The sequence below is a fragment of the Calidithermus timidus DSM 17022 genome (assembly GCF_000373205.1).
In the GTDB taxonomy this organism is placed as follows: domain Bacteria; phylum Deinococcota; class Deinococci; order Deinococcales; family Thermaceae; genus Calidithermus; species Calidithermus timidus.
Window position 1 is genome coordinate 84,180 of the sequence record NZ_KB890698.1, and the last position, 15,182, is coordinate 99,361.

General features: G+C 67.3%; 13 protein-coding genes. 6 read left to right on the top strand and 7 right to left on the bottom strand.

Annotation, left to right across the window (positions count from 1 at the left end; all coding sequences use genetic code 11):
• Positions 1-31 precede the first annotated feature (31 nt).
• Entirely contained in the window at positions 32-487 is a 456-nt protein-coding gene (locus B047_RS17250; RefSeq protein ID WP_018466988.1) for a GNAT family N-acetyltransferase, read from the bottom strand.
• A gap of 25 nt (positions 488-512) precedes the next feature.
• Between B047_RS17250 and B047_RS0110840 the strand changes: the two genes are divergently transcribed.
• Complete coding sequence (locus B047_RS0110840; protein ID WP_018466989.1) at positions 513-770, top strand: hypothetical protein; 258 nt, start codon at positions 513-515, stop codon at positions 768-770.
• Positions 771-782: 12 nt separating this feature from the next.
• Here the strand turns inward: B047_RS0110840 and B047_RS0110845 are convergent, their stop codons facing one another.
• On the bottom strand, positions 783-1,844 hold the full coding sequence (locus B047_RS0110845) for an MFS transporter (protein ID WP_018466990.1): 1,062 nt from the start codon (positions 1,842-1,844) through the stop codon (positions 783-785).
• 45 nt (positions 1,845-1,889) lie between these two features.
• Between B047_RS0110845 and B047_RS0110850 the strand changes: the two genes are divergently transcribed.
• Positions 1,890-2,087, top strand: a complete 198-nt coding sequence (locus tag B047_RS0110850) for a hypothetical protein (protein ID WP_018466991.1) — start codon at positions 1,890-1,892, stop codon at positions 2,085-2,087.
• Positions 2,088-2,195: 108 nt separating this feature from the next.
• Here B047_RS0110850 and B047_RS0110855 read toward each other — a convergent pair whose 3' ends face one another.
• From B047_RS0110855 to B047_RS0110870, 4 genes are read right to left on the bottom strand one after another with little or no spacing between them, the layout of a single operon-like run.
• Entirely contained in the window at positions 2,196-4,409 is a 2,214-nt protein-coding gene (locus B047_RS0110855; protein WP_018466992.1) for an MMPL family transporter, read from the bottom strand.
• Positions 4,410-4,430: 21 nt separating this feature from the next.
• The gene (locus tag B047_RS0110860; protein WP_018466993.1) at positions 4,431-6,695 is read right to left on the bottom strand and encodes a primosomal protein N' family DNA-binding protein; all 2,265 of its coding nucleotides are present in this window, start codon (positions 6,693-6,695) and stop codon (positions 4,431-4,433) included.
• A 39-nt stretch (positions 6,696-6,734) separates the two neighbouring features.
• Positions 6,735-9,353 carry a GAF domain-containing protein gene (locus B047_RS18615; protein WP_018466994.1) on the bottom strand — a complete coding sequence of 873 codons (2,619 nt, stop codon included), beginning with the start codon at positions 9,351-9,353 and terminating at the stop codon, positions 6,735-6,737.
• Positions 9,354-9,393: 40 nt separating this feature from the next.
• Positions 9,394-11,829, bottom strand: coding sequence for an ATP-dependent helicase (locus tag B047_RS0110870; protein WP_018466995.1), 2,436 nt, complete (start codon positions 11,827-11,829; stop codon positions 9,394-9,396).
• A 207-nt stretch (positions 11,830-12,036) separates the two neighbouring features.
• On the opposite strand from B047_RS0110870, the gene B047_RS18720 reads away from it, so the two are divergent.
• The 4 genes from B047_RS18720 (at position 12,037) to B047_RS0110890 (ending at position 13,805) form a co-directional block, all read left to right on the top strand.
• Positions 12,037-12,210 (top strand): hypothetical protein, encoded by a 174-nt coding sequence (locus B047_RS18720; RefSeq protein ID WP_420805380.1) that lies wholly within the window; start codon positions 12,037-12,039, stop codon positions 12,208-12,210.
• Positions 12,197-12,943: a DUF2442 domain-containing protein gene (locus tag B047_RS18725; RefSeq protein ID WP_018466997.1), complete on the top strand. Its 747-nt coding sequence runs from the start codon at positions 12,197-12,199 to the stop codon at positions 12,941-12,943. Before B047_RS18720 ends, B047_RS18725 begins: the two co-directional genes overlap by 14 nt.
• A gap of 1 nt (position 12,944) precedes the next feature.
• Positions 12,945-13,436 (top strand): hypothetical protein, encoded by a 492-nt coding sequence (locus tag B047_RS0110885; RefSeq protein WP_018466998.1) that lies wholly within the window; start codon positions 12,945-12,947, stop codon positions 13,434-13,436.
• A gap of 129 nt (positions 13,437-13,565) precedes the next feature.
• A complete protein-coding gene (locus tag B047_RS0110890; RefSeq protein WP_018466999.1) occupies positions 13,566-13,805 on the top strand; it encodes a ferredoxin in 240 nt (79 codons plus the stop codon).
• Between the two features lie 75 nt (positions 13,806-13,880).
• Here the strand turns inward: B047_RS0110890 and B047_RS0110895 are convergent, their stop codons facing one another.
• Positions 13,881-15,137, bottom strand: a complete 1,257-nt coding sequence (locus B047_RS0110895; RefSeq protein ID WP_018467000.1) for a class I SAM-dependent methyltransferase — start codon at positions 15,135-15,137, stop codon at positions 13,881-13,883.
• Positions 15,138-15,182: the final 45 nt, after the last annotated feature.

Below are 15,182 nucleotides of genomic sequence, written 5' to 3' on the forward strand. Positions count from 1 at the left end.
GCGCGGGCCGCGGGGCTTTGTCACCTGGCTCCTACGGGCCGGGGCGGGCGTAGCCCAGCGCCAGGAATCCACTCTCGTCGGGCTCGAGGCTGCGCGGGGTGAAGCCTTGCGACTCCAGACAGCGCAGGCTGGCCTGGTTGTCAGGCTCCACCGAGGCCACAAAACGCCGGAAGCGGGCGAGGTTGGGGTGCTCGAGCATGGCCTGTAGCATGCGCCTACCGTAGCCCCGTCCGCGCAGATCGGGGCGCACCGCGAAGGCGAAGTGGAAGGTGGTGGGGTCGTGCTCGTCGGGCTCGCCCTGCAGGTAGCCCACGGCTTCCTGCCCCTGCCAGGCCAACCAGAGCTCGACGCCGGGGGTGCCGTGCTGCAACAGCCACCAGGCCGCGTCCGGAGGGGAGAGCCTGCGGGCGAGCTCGGGGTCTTCAAACCAGGCTTCGATCAGTCTTCGCCCCGCGTCATCCACGGGGGCCAGTCGCAGCCGTTCCACGCCTGAATCAGCATACGATGGAAGCATGGGTACTCCCAGGACTCAACTCCTCCTGGCCAATTCACTCATCTGGCTGCCGCTGCTGCTGGGCCTTTTCCACCTCAGCCCGGCCCTGCTGGCTACGCTGGCCCTGGGCGGCATCGTGCTCTCGTTGCTGGTGCTGTGGGTGGGGGTCATCGGGAGCATCCGTCAAGGACAGTCGGCGGCCAACCTGCCCCTGTTCGCAGCCTACGGCGTCGGGGCCACGCTCTGCTTGTTCCTAGCCCGCAGCCTCAGCCCCTGACCGCGGGGTCGCTCATCTCTGGAGCGCCCTGGCCGCCAGCCCCCAAGACAGCGCAGCTACCGAGAGGGCCAGCCCCAGAGCCAGTCCCGCGCCCAGGTGCAAAAACGGTGGATACACCAGCCCGGCCATTGTCCCGCCCAGGTAGAAAGCCGCCACATAGGTTCCGCTCACGCCGCTGCCCCCTCGCCCGGAGGCTGCCCCGCCCAGGCCCTGCGCGGTGAACAGCCCCGCCATCATCAGCACGAAGCCCAGCAGGATGAGCCAAGGCCGGTCGGGGAATTGGAGCAGCAGCCCGGCTGCGACCACCCCGAAGGCCAGCCGCAGGGCCCTCACCTCCCCGAAGCGGGCGGCCAGCCGCCCGGTGAGGGCGCTGCCGGGGATCCCGGCCAGGTAGGCCAGCATCACCCCCCCGATCTGGGATTGGGAGAGGCCCAGGGCCTCGAGGCGGTATGGCAACAGGTTGGCGACGAAGAAGTTGATGAACAGCAGGGAGAATCCCAGCCAGTACAGCGGCCAGGACGACAGCGAGTAGCGCGGGGCGGGCAGGTCCAGGGTGTCGCGCGCGCGCAGCAGCCAGAGAGCGGGGATCGCCAGCGGGAGCGTGAGCGCCAGCAAGGCCAGTCGCACCCCCAGCGCCTCCCCCAGTATCCCGCCCAGTGCCCGCCCCAACCCTCCGCCCAGCACGTTCCCCGCCACCCAAATCCCGGCCATCTGCTGCGCTCGGTTGGGGAAGAGCCTGGGCAGCAGGGCCAGCGAGAGCCCCGGAACCGCGGCGGCAGCTACCCCCTGCAAGCCCCGCGCCAGCGTCCAGACCTCGAGGCTTGGCGCCAGCGCTGCGACCACCCCGAACAAGCCCACCAGCAAGAGCCCCCCGCCCAACACCCGCCCCACCGGCAGCCGCAGCCGGGGGACGAGGGGCGAGAGCAGCACCAGGGCCAGAAAAGGCAGGCTGATGCCCAGCCCCGCCGAGCCGTGCGGTGCGCCAAAGAGGCGCTCGAGGGCGGGCAACAGCGGAACCGTGCTGTAGAGCGCAGCGTAGAGCAAGGTGCCACAGAGCAGTACGGCGAGGTGCATGACCCATGCTAACCACAGCGAGCTTCGTAACGCTGTCAGCCTGATATGGGGATCGTGGGCGACTGTTCCTTGCTGCTCTTCAATAACCACTCCACGGGTGGCACTTGCTTCGGCGACTCCAACGTGGTGGGCGACGTGACCTCCTTCGGCCTCAACGGTAATTGCGGGGGCACGGGCGGCGTGTACCGGGTGGACCGCAAGGACGACCTCGACTGGCTGGCGACCTTCGGCGTGACGCCGTGAGTGCCGGTTGTACGCCAAGCGCAAGACTTGCCCTTCTTCCTGCTGATCGCTTTCCCCACATTTACGCCGCACGCGAGGCAGCCGTAGGCGGTATGCGTGGGAACCGCTCTAGTGGCTCTCCAAGCTCACCTTGGGCAGCCTGCGGCGCAGGCGCTCGGGCAGCCACCAGTTCCACTTGCCTGCGAGGAGCATCACGGCGGGGACCAGGATCAGTCGGATCAGGGTGGCGTCGAGGAAGACCGCCAGCGCCAGGCCGAAGCCGATGGCCTTGTTGACCACCAGCTCACTGCTGACAAAGGCGGAAAACACGATGATCATGATAGCGGCGGCGCTGGTGATGACGCCGGCGGTGCGCTCGAGCGCCGCCTTCACCGCCTCGCGGGTGGACAGGCCGCGGAGGTGGTATTCCTGGATGCGCGAGAGCAGGAAGATCTCGTAGTCCATGGACAGCCCAAACAGCACCGCGAACAGGGTGATGGGCAGGCTGGGGTCGAGCGAGGCGGTCTCGGGGTCCACGTTGAAGAGTCCGCCCAGGAAGCCTTCCTGGAAGATCAGGGTGATCACGCCGTAGGTCGCGCCGATGGTGAGGGTGTTCATCAGGATGGACTTCAGCGGGATCAGCAGGCTGCGGAAGACCAGACTCAGCAGCACGAAGGTGGCGGCGAAGACCATCAGGATGGCGAGGGGCGTGGCTTGGATGAGCACGTTGTTGAACTCCATCGCCCCGATGGGGCTGCCGCCCAGCAGCACCTTGTCGAAGCCCGCCTGCCGGGCCTGCTGTCGCAGCTTCTGGGCCCACAAGGGGATCTCGGGGGCCTGAACCGGCTCCTTGGGGATGACCGAAAGGCGCAGGTAGCGCCGGTCCTGGCTGATGGAACGCTGGGTGAGGGAGAGCAGGTCGGCGAGGCCGCTGGAGCTATCGCCTAGCGAGACCCGCCCGGCCAGGAAGGGGGAGATCACCAGCCGCACCTCGGGGAGGGCGGAGAGGGATTGCTCGAGCTGGCTCCAGCGCCGCCGGGCCTCAGGGGTGAACCCCCCCTCACCCAGGTCGAGGAGTACCTCGAAGGCGTCGAGGCTGCCGCCGAGCTCGAGCGAGCGGATGAGCTCCAAACCCTTACGCGACTCCACGCTGGGGGAGAGCCCGAAGGCCCCGGTGTAGCCCAGCCGCATGCCGAGGAGGGGCCAGGCCAGCGCCAGCATGACTGCGGTGACGCTCACGGTGAAGAACCAGGGGCGGCGCATGACGGCCTCGGCCCAGCGGCGGAAGAGGGGCAGGGTCTGGCCGCTGCTGGCGGCCCTCAGGGCGAAACGCTGAGGCCAGTTGACCCGCTCGCCCAGCAGGCAGAGCAGCGCCGGGACGGCGGTGACGGAGGCCAGCACGGTGAGGAGGATGGCCAGCACCCCGCCCAGTCCCATCGAGCGGATGAAGGTCAGGTCGGGGACAAACAGCGAGGCCATGGCCACCGCCACGGTGAGCCCGCTGAAGGCCACCGCCCGCCCGGCGGTGCGGGTGGTGTGGATGGCGGCTTCGCGGGGTGGCTGCCCCCGCGCCAGCTCCTCGCGGAAGCGGTTGACCATGATCAGGGCGTAGTCGATGCCTGCTCCCAGGCCCAGCATGGTGATGACGCTCTGGGCGAAGCTGGAGACCTCGGTGAGCTGGGTGAGGCCATAGAGCATGGCCATGCCGACGGTGATGGAGATCAGCCCCACCACCAGCGGTATGCCCGCGGCCACGAAAGTCCCAAAGGCCAGGAGCAGCACCACGGCTACGAGCGGCAGCGCTACCAGCTCGCTGCGCCGGATGTCCTTCTCCACCAGGTGCAGGAAATCCTCGGTGATGGCGCTGGAGCCGGTGAGGTAGAAACGGGTCTGGGGGATAGCTGCCGAACGCAGCTCGGCGCGGATGGCGGCGATGACGGGGTCGGGGTTCTCCAGGCGGGTCTGGAGCACGGTCACCGTAACCCGGTAGTCCTCCGAGTGCAGCTTGAGGGGGCTGGGGGTGTCGAAGCGGGTTAGGCTCAGCACCCCCTCGATGCGCTCCAGCCGCCCCACCAGCCGCTCGTAAGCCTGGCGGAAACGCGGGTCGGTGGCGGGGAGGCCCTCGCTCACCACCAGCGAGCGGTCGGGGAGTTCTTGGCCGAAGGAGCGCTCGAGGATCCGCGCGACCTGCTGTGCCTCGCCGCTGGAGACCGAGGAGGCGCTGGCCGACAGCGCCTTGGGTGCGTGCTCGGCCAGGGGGGCGGAGAAGAACACCACGATTGCCCAGGCGATCAACACCGCAAAGGGATGGCGGGTGACCCAGTGACCAAGACGGGCGAACATACGGCCCCCAGCATAAGGCCCCTAATCCTCCAGCAGCCCTACGAAACTGTGCGGGTCGGGATCGATGCGCAGGCGGGCTCTGGCCGGAGGCAGGCCCTGCATGAGCTCTCGCAGGCGCTGGGTAGAGCCTTTTAGGAGCAGGTGAAATACGTACTGGCCGCGCACCTTGGGCACGGGGGCGGGGGCTGGGCCCAGCAGTTCGCCCGGCCGGGTGCGGCCCCGCAGGAACTCGGCCAGCTCCATCGCCGCGTCGCGGGCTACGGGCTCCTTGGCGTGGGAGAGCTCGAGCTTGATCATGCGTTGGACGGGGGGGTAGTCCAGCGCGCGACGCAGCAGCAGCTCGTTGCGCAGGAAGCCCTCGGGGTCGGCCTGCTGGAGGGAGAGGTGGGCGGGGTGGGCGGGATCGAAGGTTTGCAGCGCCAGCAGGGGGCGGCGGCGGGGGTGCAGCTCGGTGAGCTGCCACAGCAGGCGATGGTAGCGCTCTGAGGCGCGAAAATCCGAGTCCAGCAGGAAGCCTTCGGCGTAGGGCAGCAGCACCAGGGCCAGCTCGGGCAGGGTGGGGGCGCGCAGGATGGCGGTGGTGCCCACCAACAGGCCCGGTTCGCCCGCCAGGAGGGGCTCGAGCCTATCCTTCTCCTCGGCGGTGTAGCGGTAGCGGGGGAGGGAGGGAACCGCGGCTTGCAGGGCCTCGAGCAGCCACTCCACCCCCGGCCCCCTGGGCTCGAAGACTTCCGAGCCGCACTGCGGGCACAGCGGGGGAGCCTTCTCTTCGTGACCGCACTGGTGGCACAGCAGGCGGCCCGCTCGCCCGGCCCGGTGCAGGCGCAGTGGCAGGGCGCAGTCGGGACACATGGCCTTCCAGTCGCAGTGCTTGCAGCGCAGCAGGGCGCTGTAGCCCCGCCGGGCCACCAGCACCACTGCCTGGCGCTTCTTCTCGGCCACCTGCTGCAGCAGGTTGACCGCCGCTCCCGAGATGGGCCAGCCCCGCTCCTGTCGCATGTCGAGCAGGTGGAGGCGGGGGGGCTGGAGCGGCAGCCCGTGTCCCTGGCGCAGCTCCCACTCGGACTCGAGGCTGCTCACCAGCGAGACGGTGGTGTAGGGGATGCCCGCCAGCTTAGCCCGCAGCTCGGCCAGGTAGGGGATGAAGGCCCTCGAGCCCGCCGAGAGCTTGTAGGCGTCGCTGCCTTCCTCCATCACCACGATGCGGCGGGGGCTGAAGGGGAGCAGCAGGCCCTGGTAGGTCGAGAGGACCACACCCCCCGGGGACAGACCCTCACCGGCAATCCGATGGAAGATCTGGCGGCGCAGCTCAGGCGAGAGCTCACCGTGGAAGGGGAGGGCATGGGGAAAGTGCGGCAGACAGCGCTTGAGCTGGGCCACTTCGGGGAAGAGCACCAAGGTGGGGCCTTCGCGCACCAGGCCGCTGAGCGCGCGCAGGCGCAAGAGCCAGCGCCCCCCGCTGATGCGCTGCGCTTCGGGGGGTAGGGGCAGGGGCTCGAGGGCGCGCCCCTCGACAGCGGGACGATCCCCTATCGGGACAGCCTGCGGCTGTGCACCGATGGGCAGCTCGAGCGGCGACTCCTGGAAGGCGGCGTAGCCTTTTTCCACCAGCCCCCTGACCACGCCTGCGCTCACCCCGGCCTGCTGGGCCAGCGCGGCCATGCTCTCGGCCCGGCCCAGGGCGTGCAGGGTCTCCAGGGCCAGGCGGCCCTTGGCGCTGAGGGCAGTGTCGGGGGTTTTGAGGGGGACTAGGATCTGCCGCGAGGGGCGCTGCTCCTCGACGAGCTCCTCGAGCACCCCGCCCTCGCGCAGGTAATCCAGCAGCTTGGGGTCGTAGCCCCGGCCCTCCTGCCAGCCCTCCGCCAGGCTCTCCAGGCCGCTGGGCAGCACGCTGGTGGCGGTGCCGGGGAGCAGGCGCAGGCGGTGCTTGAGGGGGGGCTCGAGGAAGGGCAATAGGTCGGCCAGCACGCTGCCCAGCGGGGCGAAGAGTTCCTGGGCGGCCTGCTCGAGGAAATGGATGTCCTGGGGCCTGAGCCAGGGGTAGGGCTCGAGGTAGGCCACCGCGTGGCGCAGGGTGAAACCCTTGTGGGCGCTATCCTCGAGACCCACCACTATCCCCACCCGCAACTCGCCGCGCCAGGGCACCACCACCCGCCGCCCCAGTGAAGGGCTGTGCGGCCCCTGGCGATGCCGGTACTCAAGGGCCTCCTCCCCCTGGGGGGTGTGGGGGGGAAGGTAGCTCATGGGTTCGAGTGGCAGGGGCAGGGCCACGCGCAGCGCTTGCACGCCCCATACCATAATCGGGTTTGGCTCAAAAGGGGTGAATCAGGCCAGCAGATCGAGGAAGGCCCGCACCACCTCGGGGTCGAGGGTCTTGCCGGCTTGGGCCTCGAGTTCTGAGCGCACGGCCTCAGGATCCCAGGCTTCCTTGTAGGGGCGGGCGTGGGAGAGGGCGTCATAGACGTCTACCACGGCGAAGATGCGAGCCTCGAGCGGGATCTCCTCACCGCGCAGGCCCAGCGGGTAGCCCGAGCCGTCCCAGCGTTCGTGATGGTAACGCACCACGTTGAGGGCTACTTCCGGCAGGAAGGAGAGCGCTTGCAGCATCTCGTAGCCGATCTGGGGGTGGGTTTTCATGATGCGCCACTCCCCCGTACTCAGTTGCCCGGCTTTCTGCAGAACCTCGTCGGGGACTGCCATTTTGCCCAGGTCGTGCAGGTAGGCTCCCAGCCGCAGGCCTTCCAGGTCGGCAAAGCCCAACCGCTCTCCCAGGGCTTGGCTCAGGGCCACTACCCGGTCGGTGTGACCCTTGGTCTCAAGGTCGCGTAACTCCAGACCCAGGCCCAGCGCCCGCAGGGCGGCTTCGCGGGTGCGGGTGATCTCCTCGAGGTAAGTCGCCCGCTCTAAAGCCCGCTCTAGCCGCCGCGCAATGGCCTCGAGCAGTCGCACGGCATCGGGATCGAGGCTCACCACCCGGCTGAAGCTGCCCAGGGCCAGCAGTCCATAGGGCTCGCCTTTCTGACGCACGGGGGTGATGATCATGGAGCGGAAGCCCACTTCCAGGTAGCCCGGTAGGGCTTCGGGAAGGGTTTGATAATCCCGTGCATACAGGGTGCGCCCCTCCTGCCAGACCCGGCCTAACATCCCGTCTTGGGGGCCAATGGGGAAGTGGCGGTAGAGCTCCAGCAGCTTTGGTGGGAAGCTCCCTAGGTTCACCACCGGCCAGAAATGCGGTGGTTCGCCCTGGAGCATGTAAAACCCACCAGCCTCCATGCCGCTGAGGGCTAGCATGGTTTTGAGGGCCCGCTGGGCGACCTCGAGGGGATCGGTGAGGGTCTCGAGGTCGGCGGACATCTGCACCAGCGCCCGGTAGTCCTCGGCCCGGCGTTGGGCTTGCTCGAGCGCGGAGAGCCTGGAGATGGCGACCCCGGCTACCTGAGCCAGCGCCTCGAGGATGTAGCGGTCTTCCGGGGTGATGCGCCCTGGCCTCGCCAAGTCGCCCTGCCCGGCGGTGTCTACCGAGAGCACCCCGATAAACTGCCCTTCCAGGTCGGAGAGGGGGACCCCAAGGTAGGCCCCGGTGCTGCGCTTGCCGGAGGCGAACCGCGCTGCTTCCACCCCGGAGGCGTCGGCGACGAAGAGGGGTGCTTTGTTGCGGTAAACCTGCCACGCCATTCCCTGGCCGTGGTAAAAGCGCATTCCCACGGCCTGCTCGGCGGCATATCCGGCTGCTGCGATCACCTCCAGGCTCTCGTCGACTGGGTTCAGGCGGCTGAGCAGAGCGGAGACCGCGTGGGTCTGGCGCAGGGCCTCCTCTACAGTGCGCCGACAGACCTCCTCGACGCTGTGGGCCGGGCCGAGGGCCTGGGTGGCCTTGGCCAGGGCTTCGAGCCGCAGCACCTGTCGGGCCTGGGCGGCTTGGGCATCAAGCCTGGAGAGGACGCTGCCCACCCCCTGCGCCAGCACCTTCAGCAGCGCGGCGTCCTCAGGGGCGAAGGCCTGCTCGCCGTAGAAAGCCAGCACCCCCAGCGCCTCGCCCTGGGAGTTGAAGAGGGGCACGAAGGCAGCGTGGACGATCCCCTTTGGGATGGCCTGGCGCCCGTACGCCGGGTGGTAGCCCTGCGGGTCGGATCCACTGACCAGATAGACGCGGGGGTCGGAGAAGAGGGCGAATTCCACCTGGCGGCGTTCGATGGCCTGCCAGGACATTCCCACCCCCTTGGGGACGAGGTAGCCAGGGGGAAGGTCCGGGCTGAGGCTGCTCACCACCCGCAATACCTCGCCCTCGCGGCGCAGCGCGGAGGCCTGCTCGAGGGGCAGCAGCTCGGTGACGAGCTGCGGCAGGGAGGCCCACAGAGCCTCGGCGTCCTTGAAGCTGCTCAACGAGGCCAGCACCCTCGAGAGGGCTTCCTCACGCTGTAAACGCTGGTGCAGGCGCTCCTGGTCGCGTAGCGAGTGCAGCACCACCTCCAGGCTCTTGCCCAGCTCCTCGGCCAGCTCGAGGGCCTCTGCTGGGAAGGGTTCGGGGTTTCTGCGGTCGAGGTTGAGTACGGCTTCGATCTCCCCCGCCAGAGGGATGGGCACTACCAGCGTCCAGTGGAAACCCTCCATAGCAGCCTCGAGCTGCTTCAGCCCGGAGGGGTGGTATTCGACGCGGTGGGCCTGGGGGCGAGCCTGCAGGGCCTGCTGCAGGCTGCCGCCGTACCAGGCGAGGGTCTGCTCGAAGGAGAAGCGAATATCCTGCACCAGCCGAGGATCGAACCCGGCCAGGGCGGCGTAACGGTAGCCGTCCCTTCCTCGCACCACGATGCTGCCCGCGTCGGCAGAGGGGATGAGCTCGAGGGCCCCGTGCAGAGCCCGCTGGAAGAGCTCATCCGTGCTCACCGAGCCGACGAGCTGGCGCAGGAGCTCGAGCAGGGCTCGGTGGCTGTGAACGCGCTTCACGACAGCCGCAGTTTAGTCAGGCCAACCCCCTAAGACAAGGTTATCTAACCCTGCGCCCGCCCTCCTCGCTCCGCGATCCTCCGATGACCTCGAGCCGCGCGTAGCGCAGGGCCAGCCGCCGCAACCCGTCGCCGAAGGCCACCATCGCCACCCCATCCTCCAGGTGGACCACTGTGCCCAGTCCAAACTGCGGGTGGCGCACCTTATGGCCGGGGCGCAGCTTCTCGGGGGGGGCGGGGACGCGGGGCAGGAACTGGGCCAGGTCGCGGAATTCTTGGGGATCGGGCGGAGTCTCCAGCGGTCCCAGTGCCTCCCAGACCCTGCGCTGGGCGGGAGCGAGGCCCAGGGCCTCGAGCCAGCCTTCCCGCTCCGCCGCCGCGAACAGCCGCAGCACCTTCTGGGCTACGGCGCGGGCCTGCTCGAGCGGGACGGGCCACCATTGGTAGAGGTAGCGCTCCAGGCCCAGGGCGCTTAGGTCGCGGGCTAAGGTAAGGGTCTCGAGGCTGGAGAGCTCCTCGGCTGGCTTGAACAGCGCCGCCCCCAGCCGCTCGACCGCCTGCAGGGTCTCGGCGGCTTCCGCCTCGCGCAAAAAGCGCGAGGGCGTGCCGGAGAGGGGCGCATAGAGGTGGGTGTCGCCCTTACTGCGCGTGAGGGCCACATAGAACAGGCGGCGCTCCTCTTCGGTGTTGGGGTTGCCCCCGTAGGGAAAGGTGCCCTCGGTGCAGTCAGGGAGGAAGACCAGGGGCCACTCTAGCCCCTTGGCCCGGAACACCGTCATCAGGGTGATGGCCTCGGCCCCCTCCTCGTGGCCCAGTTGCAGATCGGCCAGACGATTCAGGTGCTCGCATAATTCCCGCGCGCTGCCTTTGTCGCGGGCATAGTCCAAGAAAGCCTTCACGCTGGCCACCTTGCCCTCCCCCACCTCGGGGAAACCGCTGTGGGCCCGCAGGTAGCGGCTGTATTCCAGCCGTGCGTCCAGGGCAGCCAGCACCCCCGCCGCCGGTTGCTCTTGGGCCTGGCTCAGCCACTCCAGCACCCCCGCCAGCTCCTCCAGCCGCTCGCCCAGGTGGGCTTCGGCCTCGAGGGCGGCCTGCCGCAGGGCCTGGCTCAGGGGGAGGCGCTGGGCGGTGGCCCGCTTGCGGATGGCCTCGGCCAGGGTGCGGCTCAGGTAGCGGGTGGGACGGTTGTAGGCCAGGTTCCAGGCTTGGGCCAGGCGGTCGGGGTCGGAGTTGGGGGTGAGCTCGAGCCGCCCGAGCTCGAGGTAGGCCAGCAGGGTCTCGATCTCGGGGCGGCGGTAGAAGGGCGGGCTGCCCACCACCCGGTAGGGGATCTGGGCCTCGATGAGGGCCTGTTCGATGTAGGGCGTCTGGGCGTAGAGCCGTACCAGGATGGCGATATCGCCCAGGCGCTTCCCACGCCGCAGGGCTTCGGCGATCTCTCCCACCAATGCGCGGGCCTGGTCGGGGACGCTCTGGGGGCTGTGGACGAAGACCTGTCCCTCGAAGCCTCGAGTCAGGCTCAGGCGCTTGGGTTCGCGCTGGCGGTTGTGGGCGATGAGGCGCCCGGCCAGGGCCACCTGGGCCGCTGAGCAGCGAAAGCTATCGCGGATGAGGTACTTCTTCGCTCCGTAGCGCCGCTCGAACTCGAGGATAAAGCGCGGGCTGGCCCCGCGCCACTCGTAGATGGTCTGGTCGTCGTCGCCCACTACCATGTAGTTGCGCTCGGGAGTGAGGAGGTCGAGGATCTCCGACTGGGCCAGGTTTACATCCTGGAACTCGTCCACCAACACTGCCTGAAAGCCCCTGGCCAGGGTTTGGGTCAATCCCCCGTGCCGCACCAGCAGTTCCCAGCCCACCAGCAGCAGGTCGTCGTAGGTTAGCACGCCTTCCTCCTGCCGCACCCGTTCGTAGAGGCGGTAGAGGTCTAAGTACCACTCGAGCCCCGCCGGAGCCTGGGCCTGCTGCGCCACCTTCCGGGCTTGGGGGGGCAGGGCGGCGGCCTCGAGGTCGGCGTAGTGCAGGTTGCCCTTGCAGGCCCCCACGTAGCTCAGGAAGTCCTCGAGGTCGAGGGTCTCGAGCTCGTCGGCGTAGTCCACCCGCAGCTCCCGCGCCCGACGCAGGGCTTTGGCCAGCAGCGCGCGTTCGTGCCCCTCGCCCAGCGGCTCGTCCTTCAGCGCAACGAGGCCCTCCTTGGCCGCCCGCCGCACGATCCACAAGCCCAGCGCGTGCAGCGTCGAGGTGCGCACCGCGTCGCAATGCGGCCATACCGAGAGGGCGCGTTTGAGGTCGGCCACGGCCATGCGGCTGAAGGAGGTCAGCAGGATGCGCCGGGGATCGAAGACCCGCTGCCGTACCAGCCGCTCGACCCGGTGCACCAGCGCGGTGGTCTTGCCCGCCCCGGCCACCGCGAACACCAGCGCGGGCCCGTGGTCGTGGGCCACGATGGCCTCTTGCTCGTCGGTCAGGCGCACCGCCATGGGCTTATAGACTACCAAAAGCTTACCGGAGGTGGTCACCACAAGATCAAAAGCCGGAAAACCCAAGCGAATTTGAAAAACCCAAGCGACTGTTGTACCTTATAGGAGGGAGACTGATATGCTCTTAGATAAATGCCAAGCCGTAGGATAGATGGATTCCGGATAGTTATATATCCCAACGATCATCGCCCTCCCCACGTTCATGTCATGACCACCGATGGTGAAGTCCTTATCCTTCTTGGCCTCGACGGAGAGGCTGTAGAGATTCGCGAGATTCGCGGGGGTGTCAAAAACGGCGATGTAGTGAGAGCTGTAGAGGTAGTGAGTCGAAACAACGACTCCCTGTTGGAATGGTGGCGAGAGATCCATGGTGACTGCTGATCTTCTTCAACAAATTGAGGCTGCCCGGAAGGCGGGTGAGCTGGCGGAGCGGTCTGAGCCCGTGGCTCGCCACGCCCGCTACAACCCACTGTCCCGGGAGCTCGAGGTCGAACTTAGAGATGGCCGCCGTGTATCGGTCAGCGTTGACCTGATCGAGGGGTTACAGGGGGCTAGTGACGAGGCGCTCAGCCAGGTCGAGGTGACCCCGGCTGGGACCGGTCTCCATTGGGAAGCGCTGGATGCCGACGTGAGCGTGCCTTTCCTCGTGAAGGGCGTTTACGGGACGCGGGCCTGGATGGCCCAGTTAGGACAGCGAGGTGGTAGGGTCAGCAGCCCGGCCAAGGCTGCAGCAGCTCGTGAGAATGGGAAGAAAGGGGGGCGGCCTCGAAAATCTTCGGCCTCACAGCCGGAGAAAGTTCCCATTGCATCCACAGACTGTACGGTTCAGCTGCGCTTGCCGCGCACCTTGTATCGGCAATTGCAGGAGGGTGCCCGGGAGGAGGGGGTGGCTCTCGAGGCTTACCTCCTAACCCTCGTGGCTCAGGGCGTGTCACACCACCGGCTGCACCTTGAACTCAACAACATCTGTCAACGGCTGGACCGCATAGAGTACCGGTTACTCGCGTGGGACTGGCAGATCGAAACTCAAGTCCGTGAGAACGCCTTTGAGTCCCTGCGTAGACCTCGCGTTATAGCTTTAGCAGAAAATTTCCAACGTTTCTTGGGGGCCTAGCGTGAGTAAGAAGTCTGCCAATACCCGACCAGCTCTGAGCCCCGCCGAGTATGGGAAGTTCATCGAAGGGTTGGAGCTTCTCGAAGTTCGGCTGGTTCGCCTCAATGTCGAAGCCAGGAGCTTCCCGATCAAGCCCGCTGATACCCGGCTCGAGGTCGCAGATGAGGCGAGCTACACACCCGTAGAAGGCGGCTTTGAAGTTTTCCACCGCTACTTGCTGCTCGCGACCAACGCCCAGCCATCTTCCGAACCCGTTGGAAGAATCGAAGCGGAATTCGGGTTGCGCTTCACGAGCGTTCAACCGATCGGCCAGCCATACTTCGAGATTTTCCGTGACATCAATCTCCCGGTGAACACCTGGCCTTACTGGAGAGAGCTGGTTCAGGCGATGACGGCGCGTATGGGATGGCCACCTATCACACTGCCTTTGTTGAAGCGGGGAACTCAAGCTGCCAGTAGGTCTATCGCCCAGAAAGAGAGGAAAAGGAAGTAGCCTCCACTGGCCGACTTTTCCATGTAGGGGCCCAATTGATATTGACAACTGGCGATTTTGCTTACAATAGGGCGCAGACGGTGGCCGCTCGGCCAGAGCCCAAACCGTTATCCCCCAGGAGGTGAAGCCATGCCCCACGTGATTACCGAGCCGTGCATCGGCGTCAAGGACAACTCGTGCACCGAGGTGTGCCCGGTTGAGTGCATCTACGACGGCGGTGACCAGTACTACATCCACCCCGACGAGTGCATCGACTGCGGAGCCTGCGTACCGGCCTGCCCCGTCTCGGCCATCTACCCCGAGGAGGACGTGCCCGAGCAGTGGCAGAGTTACATCGCTAAGAACCGCAAGATGGCGGGGCTGGAGTAGGCGGCTCGGCTGTCGGCCCTGGACCCTCCCCGCGTGCGGGGAGGGGTTTTTTCATCACGAGCCTATTGCCGAGTCCTACCTCGCCCCCACCCCCAGCATCTCGGGGTGCAGGCCCCGCTCGGCGAGCATCTTGCCGATCTCGGGGAGGTAGATGGGGTTCATGACGAGCACCACGTCGGGGCGGTAGGCCTCGAGGAAGTCCGGTCCTACCACCTTGTGGCCGGTGGCGGGCATGTAGAAGCCCTGCTTGTAGGGGTTGATGTCCACGGCGTACTCGATCTCGTCCTGCAGGCCCAGGGTGGTGAGGAAGGAGACGCCCTTCGAGCCCGCACCCCAGATCACCACCTTCTTGCCCTCGGCGTGCCAGCCCCGGATCAGGCCTTGCCAGTGGGCGATCTCCTGCACCACGGCCTGCTTGAACTGCGGGACGAGGGTGTTCAGCAGCTCGAGGTCCTCCTCCTCGGGCAGCGGCGCGTTGGGCTCGCCCGGGCGGGCGTAGAGCAGGATGTACTGGCCGTTGTAGGCCCGCAGGTTCTCCAGCACGTGGAACCCGGCCTGCCGGTGCAGGCGACCCAGCGAGCCCTGGGTGAAGTAGGAGGCGTGCTCGTAGAAGATGTCCCAGAAGGCGCACTCCTCGAGGATGCGGCGTACGTCGGGCACCTCCATGAAGTACAGCGCATCGGAGCGCATGTTGGCCCGCACCATGTGCACGAACTGCGCGACCTCGGGGATGTGCTCGAGGGTGTGGCGGTGCATCACCGCGTCGGCTTCGGGGGTGCGCCCGGCGTGCTTCTCGTACCAGTCGATGACGTACTCGATGATGCCCTGGGCCTCGGGCAGGCGACTGGGCACGGCGGCGGGATCCATGCCGATGCCGGTGTTGCCGCCTTGCTTGCAGACCTCGAGCAAGAACTCCCCCTTGCCGCAGCCGATCTCCAGCAGCTTCTTACCCCGGATACCGTAGTCCTCGACCAGCTTGCGCGCCAGCTCCCTGGCGAACTTGCCGAAGGTGGGGGAGAAGCCCTGGGTTTCCTCGTAGTTTTCGTCGTAGGAGAGCAGCGCGAAGTCGAACTCGGTGTTCTGGATGAAGCCGCAATTGGGGCAGTAGGCCAGCTCGAGGTCGCCCCGGGGCACCGTCAGGGCTTCTTCCCGCGTGGCGATGAGCCGGATGCAGTGGATGGGGATGTTGGGGGCGCGGTAGAAGGGCTCGAGGCGGGCGTGACCACAGGCCCGGCAGTGCTTAGCCCCCGGCTTGGCTTGGGGATAGGGGTTGGTCTGGGGTTGAGGGATGGACATGGTGTGAAAGCTCCGTTGGTTGATGCCTTCATGCATCAGCGCTCAGTGGAAGACTCGTGGCGTGTGGCGTAGGACCCACGA